Below are 21,271 nucleotides of genomic sequence, written 5' to 3' on the forward strand. Positions count from 1 at the left end.
GCTCACGGGTGAGGGCGCGCTCCTGGGGCATCAGCGGGCGGACGTGCACCTCGGGCCGGGGCGGAGTCGCCAGGGGGAGGTGCGGGGACGGGCATCGCGGTCAGGCGGCTGACCGGGGAGCGCCAGAGCACGATCACCGGCAGCACCAGCACCAGCGTCCCGACTGCCAGAGCGGTACGTGCCCCGAACGCAGTGGCCACGGCGCCGCCGGCCAGGGCCGCGAACGGCTTGCTCCCGGAGACCAGCCAGGTCGACGTCTGCTGCGCCCGCGCCTGCAGGTGGGGCGGGCAGATCTGCTGGCGCACCGACCTCTGGGTGGTCCCAGCCACCGCCGCGGCGGCGAGCTGGAGCCCGCCCGCCGCGGCGAGGGCAGCCAGCCATACGGGCCCGGGCCGGGCGAACAGCAGGGGCAGGCCCGCCACTGGGCAGGCCGCGAACCCGGCGAGCAGGGTGGGGCCGGGGCCGAACCGGGCCACGATCCGCGGCGCTGCCAGGGCGCCGGCGAGCGCGCCCGCGCCGGAGACGCCCATCACGATCCCCAGCCCGGTAGGTCCCGCCTCCAGCGCGGTCAGCAGGTAGTACGCGAACAGCGCGCCCGTCACACCGACGCCCACACCGGTCAGGGTCAGCGCGAACACGAGGTCCCGTACCAGTGGAGTCCGCGCGGTGTAGGCCAGGCCCTCCCAGATCTCCCCGGCCAACCTGCGCCTGGGCCTCCCCTCGCCCGCTGCCGGCTGGCCGGGCTCCGGAATCCGGGATGCGCAGCAGGCGGACACCAGGTACGACAGGGCGTCCAGCCAGAAGGCCTTGGCCGCGCCCACGGCAGCGACGACCGCGGTGCCGACGTAGGTCCCGGCCGTGTCCGCGGCCCCGAACGCGGCCCCCACCCGGGCGTTGGCCCGGTGCAGCAGGGCGGGTTCGACGAGCTGCGGGACGATCGCGATGGCCGCCGCCTGGTGCAGCACGGTCACCGCACCCAGGACCAGCGCGACCGCGTACAGCACGGACATCGACAACGCCCCGGCCAGCGCCGCCATCGGAACCACCGTGACGACGACGGCCCCCGCCAGATCCGTCCCCACCAACAAAACCCGCTTCGCGTACCGGTCGACGATGCCGCCGGCGGGGAGGGCCAGGAGGAAGGTGGGCAGGTGGGCCAGGGAGGCGAGCAGCGCGGCTTGCCCGGCCGTCGCGTCCAGTTCGAGCACGGCCAGGGTGGGCAAGGCCACCAGGTGCACCGACGTCCCGACCAGGCCGGCGGACTCCCCGCCGAGGTACAACCGGAACCCCGGCCCAAGTAGCGGTGCCGTCTTGCGGACGGAAGGCCGGGGGCGGGGTAGCGTCACCACGGGACGGCCTCCGTCAGCAGCCGGCCTGCGGGCAGGGCATCGGGAACGGGGACAGGCGGACGGCACTCGGTCTGCGAGCTGGTCTGCGGTCGGGCCTTGTCCCGTCCCGACGCCGGGCGGACGTTCACCCCGCTGGCCTGTTCTTGGGGCGCGGCGGCGGTCATGCGTTGTCCTGGGCGCGCAGAGTGTCGTGCTCGCCGGCGGACTGGGTGGGGATGACGGCATCGAAGGCAGCGGCTTGGACGAGGTAGGCGTCGCGGAAGTCCCCCGTGCCCGTAGCCGGGTCCATCAGTTCCTCCCAGGTGCCCGACTCGGCGACCCGGCCGTCCTTCAGGACGTGGATGAGGTCCGCATGGCGTACGGAGTGCAGGCGGTGGGTGATGAGCACGATCGTCTGGCCGGTGGTCGCGGCCAGGGCCCTGATCTGGTCGAAGACCCGCTGCTCCGCTACTGCGTCCAGGGCGCTGGTGGGCTCGTCCACGATCAGGATCTCGGCCTGCCGGTATTTGGCCCGCGCGATGCCGATGCGCTGCCACTGACCGCCGGAGATCTGGTGCCCGCCGCGGTAGCCGCGGGCCAGCAGCGTGCCGAGCCCGCGAGGCAGGTCGGCGAGGACCTCGTCGGCGCTGGAGAAGCCGGAGGCCTCCTCGACCGCGCGATCGTCGATGGCCTGACCGGGCTGGCCGATACCGACGTTCACCCGGAACGTGAAGGGCCAGTGGTAGAAGTCCTGTGACATCAGCGCGACGCGGCCGAAGACCTGGTCGCGGTCGGCGGTACGGGCATCGACGTCGTCCCACCAGATCGTGCCGCTGCCCTCGTCCGGCAGGTAGAGGCCGGCGAGGAGCCTGACCAGGGTGGACTTGCCGGAGCCGTTTTCGCCCACCAGCGCAATGATCTTCCCCGTCGGGAACGCCAGGGACACCTCGCGCAGCGTGGGCTCGGGCAGGGTCTGGCCGCTGCCGGGGTACGTGAAGGTGACCTTCTCGAACCGGACCTCCCGCAGCCGCTCTGGCAGCGGGTCCCCGCCCGTGGGGATGGCCCGGGTCTTCGCCTCTCGGCACAGCCGCTCGAAGTCGGCGACGAACAGGGACTCCTGGTGGAGTTCGGTGACCTGGAGCACCAGGCTGTCGAGGCTGGCGGCGCCGGTGCGGATGGCCAGTACCGCCGTGCCGGCGACGGCGAGTTCCATCGCTCCGGCCCAGAGGAGGGCACCCAGGGCGCCGTACGTGAGGAGGGTGGCGAGACCACCAGCGCCGTCGGCGGCGAGCCCGATCCGGGCAGCGCGGCGGGCCAGCCGGGTCTGCTCGCGTTCGCTGGTCTCGGCCATCGTGCGGAAGTGCCCGAGCAGGAACGGGCCGACGCCGTGGACGCGGACCTCGGCCGCCGCTTCCTTCTGGGTCAGCAGCTGGCCGAGCAGGTGCCCGGCGCGGGCGTGCTGGACGAAGGCGTGGAAGGAGATGTACCGCTGGCGGGAGATCATCAGCGAACTCCACGCACTCGGCAGCGTCATCAGGACCAGGAGCGGCAACAGCACCGGGTGCAGGACGGTGAGGACGCCAGCCGCTGCGATCAGCGACACCGCGGAGTTCAGGGTATTGGTGCAGTACCGGATCATCCGCCGGGCCGAGTCGGCGCCGTACCGGGCCGCGTCCAGCAGCCGGTGGAACTCGTCGTCCTCGATCGCCGACAGCTCCGTGCGGTACACCAACCCGAGGTACTGCTCGGTGGCGACTCGCTGCACCTTCGGCTCCAGCGCCCCTGTGGCAGCCGTCGAGGCCGAACGCAGGAGTGACCCGAGGAACGCCGTGACGGCCACGACCGTGAGCGCGGGCAGCGCCTGAACCAGACGCTCGTTGGTGCTGCCCGCCGCGAGGACGTGGCCGAGCACGCTGTTCACCGCGACCAGGCCGACCGCCTGCGCGACGCCCCGCCCGGCCTCGGAGACCAGGACCACCCGCAGGGCCCGCGCGTCGGCGAGGTGGGCGAGCCGCAGGCCGGTCCCCGCCAGACGGGGGAGTTGACGAGCCATCGTCCAGAGCCCGAGCTTGAGCCAGGCGCCCTCGTGCTGGTCCCACCCGATGTCGTAGGCCAGCTCGCCGCCGAAGAGGAGCCGCTCGGAGTCCGACACCCCCGCGGCGCCGGAGCCGCTTGCCGAGTCCTTGCTCACGCAGCCCTCCAGGAATTGAATCGTGATCCGCAGCAGCAGGACGATGAGGCGTCAACACGACCCCCACCCGTGGAGGACAGGCACGGGGCAGGCGCGTGATGTTCGATTAATGGGAGGGTGTCGAGGTGCTTCGGCTGGAGATTCACGGGATCCTCCGGATGGGCGCACGACTGGTACTGGTGCTCTAAGAACGGCTCCGATCCGGGTGCGTCACGGCCGGATCGGAGGCAAAACGGGAACGAATGTTCTCGTGCCGCTGAGTGGGCTTGGCGCGTCTGGGTCTGTGGCGTTGAAACTCGCTCGAACAGGGCCGTGTCACCCGGGCGGAGGATTGCCGCCCGAGTGCGTACGCCGGACCGGTCGGACACCTGGGCGACTCAGGGGACCGACAGGCTGTCCCTGATCACGCGGTCGCTTCGATGCAATGCCTTGTCCAATGCACTACGCAGGCGCGCGGGCAAGGCGCCGGAGCCCAGAGCACAGGCTGCGACGAGGTCGAGGCAGTCCTGGAGCTGTCTCGGGGCGGCGAGCCCGGTGAACAGCGAGTCGTCCAGGACCTCGCGGGCGGCGAAGCCGTCACGTGTACCGACGATGCCCCGGTGCAACTCGTTCGTGATGCGGTACGCGGCCCGGCTCGCCGGGGTGGCGATGGTGTCCAGGGCTGTGAGGCGCAGGCGGGTTGCGAAGACCGTCATGCCCTGTTCGGCGGGGACGGCGCGGAGCGCGGCTTCGAGTTTGTTCTCCTGGCTGTGGTTCAAGTCCGTGCTGGCGCGGAGGCATAGCGCGTGGAGGCAGGCGGTGACGGCGTGCTCCCACGGTTCGCCGGCGGCGGTGTCGGCGATGACTTCAGCGGCGTGCTCGGTGTCGCCGCTGGTGAGTGCCGCGACGACTGCGATCTGTCGGCCGTCGAACATCCGCTTGCCGATGCCTTGGTGTTCGCGGGTGTGCGCGAGGGCTTCGGCCCACCGGCCACTTCCGGTGAGGGTGCGGGAGCCGTCGGCGAGGAGGACCCGCCATAGCCAGGCGCGTACTTCGCGCCGGTCGTCTTCGGACTGGACCAGGTCGGCGGGGATGTGTGCGTCGTCGAATCGGTCGGCGGTGCCGTTCGTGACGGCGTCGAAGAGGCGCAGAAGACGGTTGCGACCGTCGTCGGGGTGGCCGGCGCGGATCTGCAGGCGGGCCAGGTTGACGACGGGCTCGAGGGCCCGGATCGCGGCCGTGGCGGGGAGTGGGGTGGCGTGCAGGTAGGCGGCGGCGTGCTGGTGGCACAGCTGGCGGGCGAGGTCGGGCAGTCCGACGTCGCTGGCGATCAGGGCTGCCTGGTTGTAGACGGCCGAGGCGAGCCCCTGGTCCGTGCGGGAGGCGGCGGTCTCGGAGAGCGTCGCGAGGGCCTGGACGCGGTCGGGGAGGGGAAGGCAGGCGGGCCGGAACCGTGAGACGAGGGGGAAGCGTCGGGCTAACTGGCCATGCGGGTCCATGAAGTTCTCCGGGGGGTCAGCCCGACGTGTGGTGCCCGCTGCCGGAGATGGGGGCGGCGGGCACCGCACGGTCAGGGGAGTACGGTCAGTTGAAGTCGATGACGATCCGGTTCAGGGGCGTGTCGACGGTGAACTGGCCGGGACGTTCCTCGGGAACCGGCGCCTGGAGGGACTGGAGCTCGAAGCCGGCCTCGCGGCTGCGGTACGTGTGGTCCCAGGTACGGATCGCCTCAGCGACCTTGGCGGCGAGTTCGTCGCTGCCGGGGCCGTGGCCGATGACGCCGAACTCCCAGAGCTTGCCGCCCTCGGGGGTGGTCTGGTCGGAGAGGCGTCGGGCGAGGTAGGTCAGGGCGCCCTTGTCGGTGACCGCGGTCGAGGAGGGGTAGGGGTCCTCGGTGAGGGTGGTGCCCTTCGCGGCGGCCGGGAACAGCATCCGGATCAGGCCGGAGTCGAAGGAGCAGCTGATGAAGAGCTCCATCCACTCGGGCGATTCCATGGCACGGACCGTCATCCCGGTCCACTCTTCGACCCGCGGTTCTTCGAGTACGCGGGCCAGCGCCTCGGCGTCGAGGGCTGTTCCGGCCGGCGCCTGCAGTCGTACGGTCCCGTCCGTGACGAGGGGGATGATCCGCCGGTCGTCGTCTGCGATGCCGCGGCGCAGGGGCATGAAGGTGTTCATCTCGCTGCCGAGGGAGACCCAGCGGCCGTCTCGGCGTTCGTAGACGATGGAGCGGGAGACGCTGCCCTTGATGCGCTGGGGAACGACGAGCCGCCCGCCGGGGGCGAGCTGGTCGAGCCAGGCGTGCGGGATGCCGTGGGCGCCGACGGTTGCGATGATCCGGTGGTACGGCGCCCCGTCGGCGTAGCCGACGGCTCCGTCGCGGGTCAGGGCTTCGACGTTCGTGTATCCGGCGGCGGCCAGGTGGGCGCGGGCGCGCTCGACGAGGTCGTCGTCGACGTCGATGGTGGTGACGTGACCGGTGTCGCCGACGAGGTGGGCGAGGAGGGCGGCGTTGTAGCCGGTGCCGGCGCCGAGTTCGAGGATGTGCTCGCCGGGCTGGGCGTCGAGCTGGTCGAGCATGAGGGCGACCACGGCGGGCTGGGAGGCGCAGGAGATGGACGTGCCGTCGGTGTCGTACTTCACGTGGACCGGCTGGTTGGCGTAGGCCGCCTGGAGCGAGGCGTCGGGTACGAACAGGTGCCGGGGGACGGTGCGCAGTGCGGCCTCGGCGGCCGGGTTGGTGGCGTGTCCTTCCTGGCGGATCTGGTCGACGAGGGCATTGCGGAGCTGTTCCGCGGTCGGGTCGGGGGTGGTGAGCGTGTCGGTGCTCACCGATCGGGTGCCGTCGGGGGTGGTTGCGGGGGTGTCACTCGTTCCCATGATGGCCTTTCGGGCGAGGTTGGACAGGGCGCTTTGGTCCTCCGGGGGGAGGCCGGCCCGGTTGAAGTGGAAGATCACGTGGTGGGCGAGGACGGCCCTCAGTCCCCGGCGCAGGCGGCCTTGGTGGTGGAGGACGGCGAGGGCGGTCCCGGCCCGTGCGAAGGCGCGGACCCAGTCGGCGTGGCCGTGGAGCGGGCCGTCCTCCCGGCACAGGGTGCGGGCGTCGACGGTCAGCAGGGAGTGCATGGCCGCCTCCAGCTCGGAGGCGAGGATCGGCGGGGACGGGCGTTCGGCGGCGACCTTGTCCCAGACATCGCCCTGCTCGTACCAGTCGAGTCCGGCGGCGCGCATCATCGCGCTGACGAGGAGTACGGCAGTCTCGCGGCGGCCGAGGTGCCCGGTCTGGACGGGGTAGGTCAGCAGGTGGCGGCTGTCAGCGTGGAACAGCTCGTGAGCCGCCTCCACAGCCTCGGCCCCGCCGAAGGCCAAGGTCTCCGGCTCGTAGATGGCGGGAATCCACTGCCCCACCTGGTCGTCCCGGACAAGCCCGCTGAGCGCGTCCCACAAGGTGGGGGTCTCGTCGCCGACGGTACGCACGCGCAGCTTCCACGGCTGCTTGTTCATGAACCACCAGGCGGAGATCTCTCCCCTCTCCTCGGCCGCGAACAGGGCGGGGCCGAGCGTCCGGGAGATCACCTGCTGCGCGGTAGCGCGGTCCGGAAAGGTGACGTTGATCTGGTGCCAGGTGCCCTGCATCGGTGAGGTTCCTTCAAGTGGATAGGCAGCGTTGGTGGGTCGTGTGCGCGTGCTGGTTCAGGCGACGAGCAGGCAGGTGTCCCAAGCTGTCTGTGTCGGTGCGCCGCTGGGGTTCAGGAGGGCCAGGGCGATTCCCGCCGCGCCGTCGAGGAGCCCCGGGCCGGGTTCCTGCGGGTGCAGAAGGCTGGCGGCGACGGTGGCGGGGTCGCTGCCAGGGGGGCACACGGCGGACAGGAGCGCGGGGAGGACTGCCCGGAGCTGACCGGCGGTGGCTGGCAGGGCGTCCGAGGCGGCCCGGGCGGCGATGTGCGCGAGACCGGCGAATCCGTGGCACAAGCCGTTGTCGGTGGTCTTGCGGAGCTGCACGGGGTCGGTCAGTGCGGCCAGCAGGCTCTGCTCGGCGGCCAGTTGTCGTCTCCGGTCTCCAAGGGCGATGGCGGCGAGCTGCTGGGCGCGGGCGAGGCCGGCGGTGCCGTAGCACCAGGACGGCCGCTGCGGCCCCACGGGCATGTGGCCCGCTCGCAGGGCTGGAAGGGATACCCAGTACGGCCAGGCCGGTCCCCGGTTGGTGTCGGTCTCCCAGCGGTCCAGCCAGCGAAGGATGCTGCTGATGGCTTCCCGATGGCCGCTGGCCATGGTCCCGCGGTGCGCGGCGAGCGCGAGTAGGGCAAGGACGCCTCCGATGCCGTGGGCGAGGCCGGTGTTGGCGTGCCCGTCGGGGTAGCGGTCGTCGGGCCGGCCGGAGGGTCCGGAGGCGGTCCACCATCCGGGCACGGTCTCGCCCCGGTGGGTGAGCGGCTCAGTCAGCTGGATCAGGTAGTCGAGGACGGCGCGGACGGTGTCGCTGTCGGGGCGCCGGCGAAGGAGGTAGGCGCCGTATCCGGTGAGACCGCGGATCGCGTCGAACTCAGCGAGCGCCGGGAGTTCTCCGGCCTCGATGCGCTGCTCGGCCACGGCCAGGCGGCGGCGCGCGTCACTGGTCACCTGCCGGTCCAGGGCATCCAGTGCGGAGCCGTACGCTCCCGGGAGGCGTTCGGCCGCGCAGGCGAGGGTGTGGACGAATGCCGGGGCACCGTAGAAGGCGTGGCTGTCGGCCCCGCTGGTCAGCGGCTCGGCTGCCGCGGCGGAGAGCCAGGCGTGCGCGCGGTCCCACGGTGCGAGGCCGGCGGCGGCGAGCTCGATGTGCAGCAGCGCGATACCGGGAACGCCGTGCCCGAGGGACTGCCGGCGCCAGTCAGAGGCGGCCTGCGAGCCGAGAACGGCCACCGGGTCGGCGAGCCGGTCGGCGATCTCCCGGGCGAAGCCGAGGGCAGGGTGGGGCATCAGCGGGACCTCCTGGCGGTCCAGGCGAGGGCGGCGGCCCGCGCGAGGTAGAGGCAGACGGCTTCCTCGGGGAAGTCCACGGCGACGGCGCGGACGAAGTGGACGTGGAGCAGGGAGGTCAGCACGTCGTCTGCGTCGATGCCCCGGGTGTCCGGTCCGGGGAAGTGGTCCCGGTAGCGGGCCAGGGCCTCGCCGCGGTCGCTCCAGGCATGGAGGATCGTCTCGCCGCCAGCGACGGACCGCAGGGCTGCCCAGTCGCCGTCGGGGTTGGCGAGAGCGACGGCCTCAGCGAACTCCGGGCGGACCACCCGTGCCGGAGGCGCCGCGGGGATGTGGTGGATCAGCCACGCCATCGCCTTCGCCGTACTGCCCAGGTAGGCGGCGGCGATGGCCACGCTGTGCGCGGCGACCAGTGCCCGCCGGGACGGCCGGCCTGTGCAGGTGAGCTGTGCGAGGACGGCGCGGGAGTCGGCTCGGAAGACTTCCTCGGCCCCAGACCACGCCAACCCTTCTCCCCACCGGCCCATCTCCGGATAGGAGGTGCCGTAACGCAGGTCCGACACCAGTCCAACGCGCCGGAGTTCGTCCGCCCACGTGCTCACGGTGCTCGCCGTGGCGGCGAAGGCTTCCGGGGTGGGCAGGGCGAACCGGAGCCGCAGGTGCTGGTGGGGGTCGCGGAACCGAACGAACCACCAGGGAGGCCCGCCGAGCCGGTCCAGGAGGTCCGGCAGGTGCTCCGCGAGCAGGACGTCCTGGCGGCGGATGTCCCCGTACACGCTGGCCAGGAGCACCGGCGAGACGGCGGGAGAGGAAACCAGGTCCCTCCGAATGGTGCGAGCAGACGTGGGCTGAGGCAGGCGAGGCCAGGCCGGAGGGCGGCTGGCCTTGAGCGGCACAACGACCTCGTGGGCCCGCCCGCCGCACCATCCCAGATCGGCCGGGCCCGGAGCCTCGGCGACCGTGATCGCACCGGCGCGGTCCAGTTCTTCACGTAGCAGTGCTCTGTGGGCGGGGACGGTGAGGTCGAGGGGAAGGAGGCGGTCGCCTTCGCCGACGTTCACCGTCAGGGGTAGCTTGCGGGCCTCGCGCCAGGTGCCGAACGCACCGTCCCATTCCTCCCACGGCCGGTCGGCCACAGGCAGCTCTCCGGCTTCCAGCCGCCAGCGGGCCGGCGCCAGGATGATGCGGCCGGTGCGCAGGCGGGGAAGGTAGGGAAGGCGGGCGGCGGCCCCCCAGTCGAACGTGGTGACCTGCGCGCACTGGGCGCGGCCCAGCTCGGTGAGGAACCTGGCCAGCGGCGGGGTGTGGGTGTCCAGGTTCAGGGCGTGCATCCCCACCGCCTCCACACGCTCGCCGAAGGCGGGGGCAGCGAGGTACATCCGGCGCCCGTCGCAGCCCACGGCCAAATCATCGACGGTCAGCACGTCCCCACCAGGAGGCCGGTGCTCGGCAAGGCTGATCACGGTAGGCAGCACGCGCGGTGTCCGGGTGACGTGCGCGCTTTCCGGCAGCAGCGGCGGGAACGACAGCTGCATGGCGACCGTATCCGGATCGGAAGCCGGAAGGACCGCAAGCTCCTTGACCAGGGCCTGCCGCTGCCCGGAGTCGAGAACGGAGAGGAACCGGCCCGTGCCGACCCCCACGCCCCGGGACACGGTGACCACTTCGAGGCGGAAGCGGCCTTGGTCCAGTGCTGCGGTGTCGGATGCGCGGAGCCGGAATCCGAGCTCAAGGTGGGGCGGGAGGCGTAGCGGTTCGCTGCCCATGGTCAGGGCGTCGATCGTGGCCTCGTCGAGGACGACCTCGCGGCGGCCGTCCAGGGCAGCTTGCTGTGCCAGCCGCAGCAGCACCTGGTCGCGGCCCGTCAGCTGCGGCTTGTGGTCCGCAGGTCCCGCGCCCGCGTATCCGTCGGGGTAGCCGATGCCGCTGTCCGCGACCACGTCGAGCACCGGAACCATGGAGCCGATCCCGAACCGCTCGTAGAACCGCATGTGGTACGCCTTCCAGGCTGCGGTCCCGAACGGTGCCGAGCACACGCGGGCCAGCAACAGGGCGGCACGCTCGGCCTCCTGTGCGACCGCCTCCGGCAGTACCAGGGTCCCGTCCAGGCGCAGGTCGACGGCCACCGGGTCCCGGCGCAGCCGGGGAGCCACGGAGCGCATCAGGGCACGGGCGCCCTCGTGCCCGCTGGTGTGCTGGAGTGCAGCGTAAGCGGCCTGCAGAGCGGCGAGAGTCTCCGATACCCCAACGACCTCGTCGGCACCGATGGCGTCGAGCTGGGCCAGCAGGTAGCCGAGCGCATCGGTCTCCGTGCTCGGAGCGTGCAAGGCGCTGATCAAGACGCCCACCCGCACCAGCTCCTGCACGAACCCGGTGACCGCGCTCTGCCCTGTCGACGGGAACTCGGCCAAGACCTTCGCCACGAGATCGGCGACCGGGACGGGCGCCTGTGCGGCGGCGAGGACGGCAGACACAGCGCCGGTCATCCGGACGGAGGCCTCGACCGCGCGCTGGCGGGCGGCACCGGTGCCCGTCCGGTACGGGACGACGAGACGATCGCCGCGCTCGGTGAGCGTTGTATTCACGACCACCGGAATCCGCTGCAGCAGCTCGGCGTCGGCCTCCAGCCGGGCGATCATCTCCGCCATCCATTCCGCGGACGCACAGGCCACCGGCACGTGCTCGCGCCCCCAGTCGGCACGGGCCGAGCCCCCAAAGCCGACATTAGTGACGCCGGCGAAGTACCCGAAGGGAGTGGGGCGACCGTGTGCTCGCAGCACGTACCGGGCCACCGAGACTGCAGCCCTACGCACATCACGGTGTGGGGGGCTTTCGGCTGCCAAAAGGTCGTCGACTTCCCTGCCGAGCGCCGGGCTGGCGTGCCACAACGCCCTTCCGGTGTCCGTGGCGCGGATTGCGCGCAGCCAGGGAAGCTGCCCGGTCAAGTCCCCGGGGGTCCGGTCGGCCAGGTCGGGCCAGGGCAGCAGCGGAGGAGTGGGGGACGCCACCGCGCGCACGAGCGCCGTGCGGCCGGACCGAAACGCGGGTTTTGTCACCTGAACCTCCATGAAGGATGAATGGAACGGACGGGCCCGTGCCGCCCCGCCAATTGGGCGGGGCGGCACCGGCAGGGTGGAGCGAGTGGGGTCAGTGGACGCCGGTGGTGCACGCGCCGCAGGTCGAGCCGCAGTTGTCGTCAGTCAGGGTCTTCAGCGCGCCCGCGTCGCCGACCTCCAGCAGCTCCACGTCCAGGTGGAACGGTTCCTTGACGGTGGCCTTGGGCTGGGCCTGGGTCATGCCCGCGTTGGGATTGGTGGCCATTGCAACTCCTCTTATCGATGCGGTGTGTTCGGTGTGTTGCCGGCCAGGGACACGTGCCTGATGGCGTGCTTCCTGGCCTCCCTCCTCGGAAGGTCCGGAGAGGGAAGTCGTGGGCCGCGAGGGCAGTGGCAGGTGTCAGTCCCTGTTCCTGGGAGGCGCCGAGCCGTGCGGGGTACGCCCGGAACCGGTGCGGTCTTCGCGTAGCCGGGCGCGGGAGAGCATTTGCCGGACGGCGTAGCGGAGGTACGCCTTTGCTAGCCGGTCTGCGACGGGCCCCACCAGCGGCACGGCGGTCAGCCGGTGCAGCAGCAGGAGCCTGCGGCGCTGCACCGCCCTCACCGCAGCACTCCCATGTTCGGCGGCGGTGTCGTCCCCGTTACGCCGGCACGTGCTTCGGCCCGGGCGGACGACCCACAGCCGCTGCCGTGCTCGCCCTGGCGGTGCCCGGGCGGCAGCAGTGACAGCGCGGCCTTCACGCGACCGCCTCCATGGATTCCACAGGCACGTAGTGGCCCGGACCGTAGGCGCCGTTTTCGTCGAAGCGCAGGGTCTTCTCCGCCACGAGGAACCGCAACGCACGCTGGACGTGGTGGGGGCGCAGTCTGAACTCCTCGCCCAGCAGCCCTGTCGGCAGAGCCTGGCCGGGCAGGTAGTAGCCGGCGCGTATCCGGTCCCGGACGGCGCCATGGAGCGCGCGGTCGCGGGGGTGCGGTTCGTGCGGGCGGAGGCGGACCGGAAAGCTCCCGGTGTGCAGCGAGATCTCCCCCAGGGTGTCCAGCCGCTGTAGTGCCCGGTGTACGTGCGTCTTCGGGAGTCTGAGTACCCGGGCCAGCTGCTCGGTGCTGGGAACGGATGTCCCTGGCGGGTGCGCGATGCTGATCTGCCGGCGTACGAGGAAAAGGGCGCGATCCAGGGGATTCCAGTTGCTCATGCGGAAGCCGCCCAATTCGCGGGCATGGGGGAGTGGGTGGTCGGACGCGTTGCCGCCGGCATCGAAGCAAGCGCCGATGACGCCTGCTGCAGGAGCTCGTCCACGACCTCCTGCGTCATCCAGGCCAGTCGGCGAAGGAGCCCGATGTCCAAGGTGTCAAGGCGCAGCCGCTCGCTGACCTCGCGAAGGAGGACGCGGGCCCGTAACCGTGCCGACTCGGTCGGCGCGGACTGCGCGTGGCGGGAGGCCCGGTCCGTCAGCGCCCCGAGGTTCACAGCCAAGGTAGCGGTCAGCGGACGGACGTCACACCCGCCCACGGCGTCGTCGAGGACGCGGTTCAGCGCCTCCCCCAGACCGCTGTCCTCGCCGGTGATGTCCTCGTGCCGCGAGATGACAAGGGCGCGCAGCAGACGCCAGGCACCCTCTTGCGCCTCGGGCAGCCCGCAGGGCATATCGGTCGCGCGACCTTCCTCCGGCCGTGACGGCAGTGAAGGTAAGCACGCTGGCCGCTTGGGGAGCGGAAGCGACGGGCCCACGGGAAACTCCTCGAAGCGGGGGAACGGGTATCGGACAGCGGCTTTCGGCGGGACCCGCCGGTTACCGCAGGCGGGAGACGGCGTAAGGGCGCACGACCTCGTGCCGGGCGTTGACCAGCTGCGGGGCATGGCCGCGCAGGATCACCCGCTTCCCGGAGCAGTCGAAGCCCCGGGAGAACATGTTGGTGATCTCGTACGCGTTGCCGCCGAGGACCAGCCAGTCGCCGACCCGCAGCTCGTGAGGGGAGGCCGCCCAGACATCACCAGGGGGCGGCCCGGTGCGCACCGTTCGGGCGAACAACGGATCACCTGAAGGGGCGCGCTCGTAGTCCGGGAGACCGGTCCAGAAGGCGTCCTCGTCCTCGGTCAGCTTCATCTGTGATCGGTCTCAGCCAGTGACGGGAAACCAGCTCCAGCAGGCTCCGGGGCGGAGCCCGGGGCCCGGGCACGACCTGTCCAACAACGGGTTCGGTACGCGGGCGATGACGGCGTAGGAGCCGTACAAGGGCTTCCGGCCTCCAACGCCGCGGAGTCCGCCCACGGGCTTTCGGCTGCCAACGACGCGCAGTCGGTCGAGCGGCACCGCGGTGATGCCAGGCACGTCCACGTCCCAGCTCTGGAACAAGGCGAGCAACTGCTCCAGGCTCCGAGGCCGGTAGGCGATGCCGGCGCTGCGATAGACGGCGACGAGGCCCGCCGCCGCCTGCGGGTCGCTGTCGGTGGCAGCGTGGATGACGGACAGAACGCTGCCCGTCGGCAACCAGGCCTGCAAGGCAGCCAGCAGGCGTCGCGCCTGCTCGTCATCGAGCCACGGCAGGACCTCGTGCAGGAGCACCGCGACAGGTCTGCTCCGGTCGAGGTGGGCGAGGGCGGGATGGGCCAGGAGACCTTCGGGCTGGGTGAAGTCGGCCTGGCACTCGAGTTCCTGGCTCGTCTCGAGCATCGAACGGTAGTGGGCGCACACGGAAGAATCGCGATCCACATACACGACCGTGGATTCCCCGGCTGCGGCCTTGGCGGCATCGTGGGTGTTCTGGCCATGCCGCTGCGGGAGGCCGCACCCGAGGTCCAGAAACTGGACGATCCCACTGCGGGCGAGGACGCTCACCGACTTCTGCCCGTGGTCTCGAGCGGCGGCAACTGCCTGCCTGAGCCAGGGAGCAGCCTCCAGGAGTTCCTTGCCGAGGATGCGGTCGGCATCGAAATTCCAGACGTCTCCGCCGAGCCAGTTGTGCACCCGCGGCACCGACGGCCGGGAGAATTCGTGTGACGGGAGCATGCCCCCTCCGGTTTCCTGTTGATCAGGCCGATGTGCCGGCCCGGCGCTCGAAGAAGTCGGTGGAGCAGCTGCCTCCGGCAGGCTCAGTCCGTAGGCCCCAGGCGGGTCGGTGCTGACCTGGGCGGCTCGGAAGTAGGCGCTGACGACCTTCCCCTGGCCGTCGCTTCGAGGCGAGGCGCTCCAGTAGTCGGCCACCTGGGTGACCAGGAACAGCCCGCGTCCGCCCGTGGCCAGGGCCGACTGCCGTGCTTTGACCACCGGGAGACCCGGGTTGGCGTCCGCCACCTGCACCACCAGGGCCACGCCCGGCTCGAAGGTCACCGAGACCAGGAAGTCCTGTGCCTCCGCTCCGGGGCTGCGGTGCTTAATGGCGTTGGTCGCGAGCTCGCTGGAGACCAGCGCGGTGGAGGGCTCCGCTGCCGCGCACCCCCATGCCTCAAGCTGGTGCGCCACGAAGCGACGAGCCGTGCGAACGGATTCAGCTCTGCTGGGCAATGCCAGGCACGCCGTGACGGCCTTGGGCGACTGCAGAGTCCGCAGCAGGTCTCCCCGCGTGATCCGGTGAGACATCGTCACCTCATCCCTTTCAGAGCGTGCGCGTGAAGCCGACACCAGACGCCGGAAGCCTGGAACGGATGGCTGAACTTCAGCCGGAGAACGCTTCCTTGTGGCGTTACTCTCAGCGAACCGTGCATCGCCCGGCGTGGACATCCCAGGCAAGGCGCGGCCCCGCGTAAAGCACGTAAAGATCGTTTCGTGGACGGGAGTATCCGGTGCCGCGTGAGCGCAACACCCTGCTGGAGGGCGTACTCCGCCAACTGGGCTGGTCGCAGGCCACAACTGCCCGGCAACTGCAGCTCGTAGCAGCGGAATCCGGTGCGGACGACCTGAAGGCGGTGTCCGCCTCGCACATCAACCAGTGGGTCCGCGGATCGCACCCCTCGCCGCCGGCGACCCGTATCTTGTGCGAGACGCTGTCGCGAGGACTGAACAGCCGGGGGATCCATCGGATCATCACGGCCGCCGACATCGGGCTCACAGATCCCGACGAACCGGCAGGTCCGGCTCCCCGGGACAGCGACCCCATCGCACGTATCGTCGACCTCGGGGGGACCGACTTGGACCTGGAGCGCCGCCACACCCTGAAGGGCGCCGCCTTCTCCCTTGCAGGGATGTTCCTGCCGTCCGACCGCTGGTGGCAGGACACCGCCTCCGCGGCCCATCAGCGCACGCCCGCGACCAAGCGGCACGTCGGCCCGGACGACGTGGCCGCCGTACGCGAAATGACGCAGCTGCTCTCCCGCCGCGAACAGCGCCGAGGCGGTGCGGACGGACGATCCGCCCTCGTCGCCTACCTCCGCACCGACGTCACCGCCTACCTCAGCGGCCACTTCCCCGACACCGGCACGCGGCAGGCCATGTTCACCGCCGCCGGCGAACTCGCCTACCTGGCCGGCTGGACCAGCTTTGACGCCTCCGAGCACACCCTCGCCCAGCAGTGGCTCGCCGTGGCCCTGCGCCTGTCCGCCGAAGCCGACGACGCCCCCCTGGCCGGACACATCCTCCGCGCCCAGGCCCACCAGACCCTCGACCTCGGCCACCCCGCCCAAGCTCTCCGACTCGCCGAGGCCTCCGTCAGCCACCGCCGCTACACCGACGCCAGCCCACGGGAACGCTCCCTCCTCGGAGTCGTCCACGCCCGCAGCCTCGCAGCCGCCGGCCACAAGCAGCAGGCCCTCGCCACTCTCCTCCAGGCCGAGAACGACCTGTGCAACGCAGGCGAGGGGGACGACGAGCCGGCCCGGGTCTTCTTCTTCTTCTCCGAGGCCTCCCTCGCCCACGAGACAGCCCGAACCCTGCACGCCATCGGAGACCTCCGCGGAGCCGAGCACGAATTCCAGCGCAGCGTCCGCACCCGCAAGGCACAGCCCTTCGCCCGCACCCACGCCGTCACCCTCGGCCTCCTGGGCGCCGTACAGATACAACGCGGAGCCGTCGACGTCGCCTGCACCACCTGGACCCAAGCACTCCACGCGATGCAGGGAGTTCAGTCCGGCCGCGCCCTGGACACCGTCGTCCAGATGCGCCGCGCCCTCTCCCCCTACCGCGGACGCGGAGGAACGACCCTGGCCGCCCTGGACGACCGGGCCCGCACCATGATCAGCCGGGTACTCTGACCGCGCCAGCACACCACCGGTCCAAGCCGGAGCAGCGCCCCGGCCAGTCCGGTAGTCCCAGAGGAGGAACGCGTGCACGACCCGATCACGATCGAGGCCATCGCCCACGTCGTCGGCGGCCACCAGACACCGGCCGACGACTACCAGGGCGGAGTCGAATCGATCATCCGCCTGCGCCCGGACCTCCCGCTGGACACCCTGCGCGGCCTCGACGAGTTCTCCCACCTGATCGTGACCTGGCACTTCCACCTCGGCTCCGACACCGACCTCCACCTCGGAGCCCGCAGCCCCCGCAACGACCCGACCTGGGAGCCCACCGGCACCTTCGTCCACCGAAACCACCGGCGCCCCAACCGCATGGCAACCTCCTTCCCCCGCCTGCTCAAAGTGGACGGCAGGGACATCTACGTCACCGACCTCGACGCCGTTGCCGGAACTCCTATCTACGACCTCGCCCCGTACTTCGACGAGATGGGTCCCCGCGGCCCTGTCACTGCTCCGGCCTGGCCGGCGGCGATGCTGGCGAACTACTGGGACCCCGCAGCGAACCGGCCCGAGTAGAACCTCGCGTACAGGCGGATGAGTTGCGTCCACGTTGTCAGCCGGACATCCGTAGGTACCGCTCGGAAGCGTGCGCAATCTCAGCCTCGGGATGTCGACGGTCAGGATGCCTCCGGGCAGTGCCCTGATGCCGATGGCATCACAGAGCGTCGGCACGCAGGTCCATTGCCCTCAGAGGGCGGGCGAAGTTGGAGTTTCCCGCCCCGGCGCTGCCTGAGCGAGGGCCTAACCGGAGCCAAACGCGGTCTTCTCACGCCTAACCTGTGTCAGTTCGCCTCGGGAGCACTGTTTCTGTTGGAGAGATCCACTTCTTGGGGCCGCTGCGGTCTAGCGTGGTGGCCGAACTGACGCCGAGGAGAGGAGCGGTCATGAGCCCGTTAGGACCAACGCTCTTCCAGACCCTCATCAACCAGCGGGGCTGGCAGGACTACACCGTCTTCAAGAAGCGGTACGAGCAGGCGGCCAAACAGCTGGCCGATGCCGAAGGCGACCCCTCGATTGCGACTGCCACCGTCGAGAAGCGGCAGTTCCACCGATGGCTGAGAGGGGACGTCCGAACCCCCCAAACCGTCTCCCGCCGGGTCCTGGAGTTCATGTTCCCGGGATTCCAGGCCTCGCGTCTCCTGGAAGCTGTGTCCTCCGACCTAGGTCCTGTCTGGAGTTCGGATCAGGAGTTCAGTAGATCGCCTGCGCGCGGAGGCTCGGTCTTGATAGACCGTCAGTCATGGCGCGAGGCGATCTCACCGACGAGCAGTGGGCCCTGATCGAGCCCCATCTGCCGATTGCCGCGGTTGGGCCCATCCCTGACCTGCGGAAACACTTCAACGCGGTGATGTGGCGGTTCCGGACCGGTAGCCCCTGGCGTGACCTTCCGGGCGAGTTCGGGCCCTGGCAGAGCGCGTACGACCGCTTCCAGATCTGGGCGACGCAGGGCGTCTTCCAGCACCTCATGCAGGCAGTGATCGCCGAGGCCGCCACCCGCGGCCAGGCCGACTTGGGCCTGGTCAGCGTGGACTCGGCGACCGCCCGGGCCCACCATCACGCCGCCGGAATGGCCTTGGACCCCGAGCAGTTGGCGGCCTTGGAGATGGTCGTCGAGGTCGAAAAGGGGGCGAGGCGACTGGGCAAAGGCCGCAGGACGGACAGGTCGAGGATGAGGCGCGCATCGAGCGGCGACGGGCCCGTCGGCGACACAGGGCCCGCTTGAAAGCCGCCGAGCTGGGGCGTTCCCGAGGCGGGCTGACCAGCAAGATCCATGTGGCAGCCGACCGGCGCTGCCGCCCGCTTGCGTTCGTCCTCACGCCCGGGCAGGCCGGCGACAGCCCGCAGTTCGCCCCGGTCCTGGAGCGGGTCAAGGTACGCGGCCCGATCGGGCGTCCGCGGACCCGGCCGGACGCGGTGGCCGCGGACAAGGCGTACTCGTCCCGGCGCAACCGCCGCTACCTGCGACGACGCGGTATCCGAGCGGTGATCCCGGAGAAGGTCGACCAGGCCGCGAACCGCAAGAAGCGTGGCAGCGTCGGCGGTCGGCCGGTCTCGCACGACACGGCGCTCTACAAGGAGCGCAACACCGTGGAACGGTGCATCAACCGACTGCGGAACTGGCGCGGTATCGCTACCCGGTACGACAAGACCCCGAAGAGCTACGAGGCCGGACTGCACCTGTGCGGTGCGATGCTCTGGCTCCGCAGCATCGCACCACACTCATGATCCGGACTCCAGACAGGACCTAGTCTCGTCACCCGTCCCCAGAGCAGAGCAGGGCAGGGCTGAGGATGCATTCGAGAACCACGAAGACGTCGTGACCGCCGCTGCCGGCGAGTCAGCACGGTTCGCGGCTCGTGCAGAAGGCAGCAACGTGGGACCACACACGATGGAGCAGCTGGAAGCCGACATCCGCCGGATAGTCGACACGTATCCCAACCGACCCGTTGGCCCTCTGTTTCGAGAAGTCCGCTCCCTACGCGACCAAGCGTTCGTACTTCTGGAGGGCCGGCAGCCACCGCGCTACACCCGTGACCTCTACGTCTGCGCCGGCATCCTGTGTGGAGTCCTCGCAAACGCCAGCTTCGACCTTGGACGCTACGACGCGGCCGACACCCAGGCGCGCACCGCCTTTCTCCTGGGCGAGCTGGCGGGCCACAACGGCCTGCGTGTATGGGTCCGCGGGCTCCAGGCCCTGATCTCCTACTGGGACGGGCGACCGGCGGATGCTGTCCGGCTGGCGGAGCTGGGGGCTGCGTACGCGACGGACTCCGGCACTGCGAACACTCGGCTGGAGAGCATCAAGGCGCGTGCATACGGCCAGCTGGGCCGGACCGGGGAGGCGCTGGCTGCACTGGCCGGCGCGGAGCGTCTTCGCGAAGGCCTTGCAGCCGACGGCGGCGATCTGCCTGGCGGCATGATGGCATTCCCCGTAGAAAAGCAGCTCTTCTACGCCAGCAGCACCCACCTCTGGCTGTCTGGACGTCGCAATCTGGCGGACGCGGAGGCTTGTGCCGCCCAGGCCGTGGAGATCTTCCAGGCGGCCCCGCCTGCGCGGCAGCGGCTCGGTGAGATGTCGCTTGCGCGGATGGATCTCGCCATGGCCCGTCTCGGACGGGGAGATATCGAAGGCGCTGCCCAAGAGGTGCACACCGTCCTTGAGACCAACGCCCGCCGGCGAACGGAGAGCGTGGACCGGCGGATCGGACATTTCAGCCGACAGCTCGCTGCACACCCTGGCGCCGGAGTGCCTGTTGCAATCGGCTTGCGGGAGTCGATCATGGCTCACAGGGAACGTCCCATTGCCGAACTTCCACCGGGAGGCAGCCCGTGACCACCGTGACCGTCTTGCACCCCGGTTCCATGGGCGCTGCCGTTGCCGCCCAGGTAGTGGCAGCGGGGCACGAGGTGCTTTGGGTTCCCGACGGGCGAAGCGAAGCCACACGTGAACGGGCCGTACAGGCCGGGGCAGTAGCCGTGGACAGCCTGACTACGGCGCTTCACCGCAGCTCCGTGGTCCTCTCCATCTGCCCGCCCCAGGCCGCCGAAGACGTGGCCACCCTGGTCGCCGACCACGACTTCGCCGGGGTGTACGTGGACGCCAATGCCATCAACCCGAAGCGCATGGGGCACATCGCGGGCGAGATCTGCCCCGGTACGCTCGTACTCGACGGAGCGATCTTCGGGCCACCGCCAGGCGACCAGCGGACGGCGCGCCTCTACCTCGCTGGCGACCAGCAGGCCGTAGCCATTGTTGAAGAACTCTTCAAGAGCACCCACCTCGAGCCCCGGCGGACGAGCGGGGACATCGGCTCCGCCTCCGCCCTGAAGATGGCATTCGCCAGCTACCAGAAGGCCGCTCGCACCCTCGCCGGCGTCGCCCACGCCCTTGCCGCCACACACGGCGTGGGGGCCGAGCTGACCGCCGAGGCAGAAATCATGGCCTCGAACATCCTCTCGGATCCCGACTACCTTCCGAGCGTCGCCGCGCGGGCCTGGCGCTGGGCACCGGAGATGGTGGATATCGCTGAGACTCTCCGAGCGGCTGACCTGCCGACGGAGATTGCGGACGCCACTGTCGCCGTGCTGGCCCGCTGGGAGCAGGACAAAGACCGCTACGACCTGCCGGTCGCAGTTGCCCTGGCGCACCTGCACGGTAGAGGTGCCGGTTCCCCCTGACGAATTCGTGCCTGTGGGTGACGGCGCCCCACCTCGAGTTCTTGTCGGAGCCGCCACCGCAGGACCCTGCCTTTGTGCTGGAGGCGTCTTGCCACGGTTCGCCTCGGCGGCTGCACGGCGGAACTCTCGAGAACGTCCTGCCTTCTGTCAGCTGTGTGCGAGACGATGCCGGCGTTCGGGCTCTTCCGAACGTCGGAGGCCGAAGGGGCAGGGTGGCGCAAGGACTCTTCTTTGAGACCGTCCACGATGGGAGCTACTCGTACAGGCGGTTGAATCGTCGCGGCCATTAACGATCTCCGCAGCGCCCCTGCTGCTGGCAGCGACGAAGAGGCCGAGCACGCCCTCA

At 70.6% G+C, this 21,271-nt stretch carries 16 protein-coding genes; 5 read left to right on the forward strand and 11 right to left on the reverse strand.

All coding sequences use genetic code 11. From position 1 onward, the window contains the following. Nucleotides 1-2: 2 nt before the first annotated feature. The 11 genes from BSL84_RS27495 to BSL84_RS27545 form a co-directional block, all read right to left on the reverse strand. A complete protein-coding gene (locus tag BSL84_RS27495; protein ID WP_234363534.1) occupies nt 3-1,349 on the reverse strand; it encodes an MFS transporter in 1,347 nt (448 codons plus the stop codon). A 160-nt stretch (nt 1,350-1,509) separates the two neighbouring features. Continuing rightward, the gene (locus BSL84_RS27500; RefSeq protein WP_420718793.1) at nt 1,510-3,519 is read right to left on the reverse strand and encodes an ABC transporter ATP-binding protein; all 2,010 of its coding nucleotides are present in this window, start codon (nt 3,517-3,519) and stop codon (nt 1,510-1,512) included. A gap of 377 nt (nt 3,520-3,896) precedes the next feature. Further along, nucleotides 3,897-4,997 carry a hypothetical protein gene (locus BSL84_RS27505; protein ID WP_075971367.1) on the reverse strand — a complete coding sequence of 367 codons (1,101 nt, stop codon included), beginning with the start codon at nt 4,995-4,997 and terminating at the stop codon, nt 3,897-3,899. Nucleotides 4,998-5,082: 85 nt separating this feature from the next. Next, nucleotides 5,083-7,134, reverse strand: a complete 2,052-nt coding sequence (gene fxlM, locus BSL84_RS27510) for a methyltransferase, FxLD system (protein WP_075971368.1) — start codon at nt 7,132-7,134, stop codon at nt 5,083-5,085. Nucleotides 7,135-7,191: 57 nt separating this feature from the next. After that, a complete protein-coding gene (locus BSL84_RS27515; RefSeq protein WP_107484852.1) occupies nt 7,192-8,460 on the reverse strand; it encodes a lanthionine synthetase C family protein in 1,269 nt (422 codons plus the stop codon). After that, nucleotides 8,457-11,525, reverse strand: coding sequence for a lantibiotic dehydratase (locus tag BSL84_RS27520; protein ID WP_079273313.1), 3,069 nt, complete (start codon nt 11,523-11,525; stop codon nt 8,457-8,459). Before BSL84_RS27520 ends, BSL84_RS27515 begins: the two co-directional genes overlap by 4 nt. Nucleotides 11,526-11,604: 79 nt before the next feature. Continuing rightward, a complete protein-coding gene (locus BSL84_RS27525; RefSeq protein ID WP_075971370.1) occupies nt 11,605-11,778 on the reverse strand; it encodes an FxLD family lanthipeptide in 174 nt (57 codons plus the stop codon). Between the two features lie 472 nt (nt 11,779-12,250). Continuing rightward, complete coding sequence (locus BSL84_RS27530) at nt 12,251-12,709, reverse strand: GntR family transcriptional regulator (protein ID WP_075971371.1); 459 nt, start codon at nt 12,707-12,709, stop codon at nt 12,251-12,253. Then, nucleotides 12,706-13,161, reverse strand: a complete 456-nt coding sequence (locus tag BSL84_RS27535; RefSeq protein WP_075971372.1) for a hypothetical protein — start codon at nt 13,159-13,161, stop codon at nt 12,706-12,708. Before BSL84_RS27535 ends, BSL84_RS27530 begins: the two co-directional genes overlap by 4 nt. A 145-nt stretch (nt 13,162-13,306) precedes the next feature. After that, the gene (locus BSL84_RS27540) at nt 13,307-13,621 is read right to left on the reverse strand and encodes a hypothetical protein (protein ID WP_075971373.1); all 315 of its coding nucleotides are present in this window, start codon (nt 13,619-13,621) and stop codon (nt 13,307-13,309) included. Nucleotides 13,622-13,633: 12 nt separating this feature from the next. Further along, nucleotides 13,634-15,094 (reverse strand): SAM-dependent methyltransferase, encoded by a 1,461-nt coding sequence (locus BSL84_RS27545; protein ID WP_075971374.1) that lies wholly within the window; start codon nt 15,092-15,094, stop codon nt 13,634-13,636. A gap of 203 nt (nt 15,095-15,297) precedes the next feature. Here BSL84_RS27545 and BSL84_RS27550 point away from each other — a divergent pair, with 203 nt between their 5' ends. The 5 genes from BSL84_RS27550 to BSL84_RS27580 all read left to right on the forward strand — a co-directional run bounded on the left by BSL84_RS27550 (nt 15,298) and on the right by BSL84_RS27580 (nt 20,925). Further along, nucleotides 15,298-16,701, forward strand: coding sequence for a Tat pathway signal protein (locus BSL84_RS27550; protein WP_075971375.1), 1,404 nt, complete (start codon nt 15,298-15,300; stop codon nt 16,699-16,701). 72 nt (nt 16,702-16,773) lie between these two features. After that, nucleotides 16,774-17,262: a TrmO family methyltransferase domain-containing protein gene (locus BSL84_RS27555; RefSeq protein WP_199838754.1), complete on the forward strand. Its 489-nt coding sequence runs from the start codon at nt 16,774-16,776 to the stop codon at nt 17,260-17,262. Between the two features lie 724 nt (nt 17,263-17,986). Then, nucleotides 17,987-18,972, forward strand: a protein-coding gene (locus BSL84_RS34945) for an IS5 family transposase (RefSeq protein WP_420711141.1) whose coding sequence is annotated in 2 segments (ribosomal slippage) — nt 17,987-18,388 and nt 18,391-18,972 — 984 coding nt in all. Because the reading frame shifts where the segments join, the coding sequence is not laid out codon by codon here. A 163-nt stretch (nt 18,973-19,135) separates the two neighbouring features. Further along, entirely contained in the window at nt 19,136-20,080 is a 945-nt protein-coding gene (locus tag BSL84_RS27575) for a hypothetical protein (protein ID WP_075971377.1), read from the forward strand. Then, a complete protein-coding gene (locus BSL84_RS27580) occupies nt 20,077-20,925 on the forward strand; it encodes an NAD(P)-dependent oxidoreductase (RefSeq protein WP_075971378.1) in 849 nt (282 codons plus the stop codon). The genes BSL84_RS27575 and BSL84_RS27580 overlap by 4 nt, the downstream gene beginning before the upstream one ends. The last annotated feature ends 346 nt before the right edge of the window (nt 20,926-21,271 follow it).

The organism is Streptomyces sp. TN58, from assembly GCF_001941845.1.
Classification (GTDB): Bacteria; Actinomycetota; Actinomycetes; order Streptomycetales; family Streptomycetaceae; genus Streptomyces.